Genomic DNA, 2146 nt, shown 5'->3' on the forward strand with positions numbered 1-2146 from the left:
GGAGATGTTAGGACCTCAACCGCGGTGAATCGTCCGTAACCTGAGTTAGGACACTTCCGGTCGATTTTCTGAGGTGCGGATGGCTGATGTCATGAAGGAGCGGGCCTGCTGGCGACAACAACGACGCATTCTCAACGGCGGTCGTCGACTTTCTCGACTGCACCGTTTGACGCCTGTCGTCAGGCTGCGCGGGGGATCCCAGTTCGCCACCTATTCTGCTCGTATGCCAACTGAATCGGTGCGGATGTCGTTTCGCCGACATATGCGCGAGCAGGTCTTGAGGGCGACACGGGAACTTACCATTGAGAAGGGCTGGGAACAGGTCCGGGTGAGTGAGGTCGCCGAACTTCGTTATCTCGAGTCTTCGAGCAAGAGGGGCTATTGACCTGGGAGTCTGCGTTGTAGACCCGGATTGGACGATGACCTCGACGTCGCGGCCGCCGTGGTCGCCCCGGTCCGCGACGTGGCCTGGGCCTCCCGATTTCGGTGACCAGCCGGGTCGCTCCGTCGTGCTTGCGCGTCAGCACTGGGCCGGTGTGCTGGTGGCGGTGTCGGGGGACAGCGGCGGGTGCTTGCCTGCGCAGCCGCGCCGATGTCGAGGACGTCGACTGTGCTGACCTGGCCACCGGCCGCGACATCGATGAACCGGCGTGAGCACAACGGTAGGTTACTGGCCGGTGCTGCCCCGACGGTTCTATTGTGGTGGCTGTGACTATTGCTGATCGCGCGACAACGGAGTTGTCACCGTGGTCGCCCAGGGAGACCGAGTTGCTGGCGGTGACGTTGCAGCTGCTGCAGGAGCATGGGTATGACCGGTTGACGGTGGACGCGGTCGCAGCGACCGCCCGAGCCAGCAAGGCCACCGTGTATCGGCGCTGGCCGTCGAAAGCCGAATTGGTGTTGGCGGCGTTCATCGAGGGCATCCGCCAGGTCGCGGTTGCGCCCGAGACCGGCACATTGCGGGGCGATCTGGTGCGACTGGGCGAGGTGGTATGCCAGGAGGCGTGCCAGCACGCCAGCACCATCCGCGCGGTGCTCGTCGAAGTGTCGCGCAACCGGGTTCTCAACGATGTCATGCAGCGCCAGTTCATCGAGCAGCGGAAAGGCTTGATCCGCCACGTCCTGCAGCGGGCGGTCGACCGCGGTGAGATCGGGGAGGCCGCCATCAGCGACGAACTCTGGGATCTGCTGCCCGGCTACCTCATCTTCCGGTCCATCATCTCCACCCGGGCGCCCACCCGTCAGACCGTGTCGGCCCTCGTCGACGACGTCATCATCCCCAGCCTGACCCGGCCCGCCGGATAGGGTGGTCGGTCATCGCGCGCCCGGCCAATGTGTACGGTGTGCGTCTCTTGTGATGTCCGGCCCCGTACCGTACCGTCATAGCCGATCGATCCCCGCGTGACGCGCAGGAAGATGTGTCACCGGTCATCGAAAGGCCAACGGGTGAAGGGTATTTCAGTTAGCCGCCTGGTCAGGCGCGGCTGGATGATGCTGGTCGCCGTGGTCGTGGTCGCGGTCGCGGGGTTCGGCGTCTTCCGACTGCATGGTGCCTTCGGGGCGCACAAAGGCACGTCGGCTACCGGTGCCGTCTCGGAAGAAATCGAGCCTTTCAACCCTAAACGCATCACCCTTGAGGTCTTCGGCGAACCCGGGAAGGTGGCAACCATCAACTACTTGGACATCAATGTACAGCCCCAGCAAGTCCTCGACGCGACCCTGCCGTGGTCGTTGACCATGATCACGACACAGCCCGGGGCCTTTGCCAACCTGATGGCACAGGGCGACAGCAATCCCCTTGGCTGCCGCATCACCGTGGACGGCGAGGTCAAGGACGAGAGAATCTTTAACGAAGTGAACGCCTATACCTTCTGCCTGGTGAAGTCCGCATGAGCGACCATGACGGCCGACGGTCTTTCTTGGCGCACACCATCCGCCGGCTTTCGGTGCCGCTCGTGCTGCTCTGGCTGGCGCTGGCTGCCGTCACCAATATTGCCGTGCCCAACTTGGAGGCGGTTGCAGAAGCGCACACGGTGGGGATGAGCTCCAATGATGCGCCGTCGCTGCAGGCGATGAAACGCATGGGCAAACTCTTTCACGAGTTCGATTCCGACAATTCGGCGATGGTCCTTCTGGAGGGCGATAA

Annotated in this window: 3 protein-coding genes and 1 pseudogene; all 4 read left to right on the plus strand. The window is 63.2% G+C overall.

The features are described 5' to 3' along the window. Window positions 1–223: 223 nt before the first annotated feature. A pseudogene (locus K883_RS27735) lies at window positions 224–346 on the plus strand (TetR/AcrR family transcriptional regulator); the annotation flags it as partial. A gap of 350 nt (window positions 347–696) precedes the next feature. Then, complete coding sequence (locus K883_RS25045; protein ID WP_081490095.1) at window positions 697–1305, plus strand: TetR/AcrR family transcriptional regulator; 609 nt, start codon at window positions 697–699, stop codon at window positions 1303–1305. A gap of 183 nt (window positions 1306–1488) precedes the next feature. After that, entirely contained in the window at window positions 1489–1893 is a 405-nt protein-coding gene (locus K883_RS25050; protein ID WP_008256190.1) for an MmpS family transport accessory protein, read from the plus strand. Continuing rightward, window positions 1890–2146 (plus strand): hypothetical protein (locus K883_RS25055; RefSeq protein WP_036456225.1); only part of this gene is annotated, 257 nt, incomplete at its 3' end. The genes K883_RS25050 and K883_RS25055, both read left to right, overlap by 4 nt.

The organism is Mycobacterium sp. TKK-01-0059 (assembly GCF_000709305.1).
In the GTDB taxonomy this organism is placed as follows: domain Bacteria; phylum Actinomycetota; class Actinomycetes; order Mycobacteriales; family Mycobacteriaceae; genus Mycobacterium; species Mycobacterium intracellulare.

Coding starts and splice junctions, on each gene's coding strand:
- K883_RS25050 (WP_008256190.1), top strand. CDS start 1,489: ATGATGCTGGTCGCCGTGGTCGTGGTCGCGGTCGCGGGGTTCGGCGTC.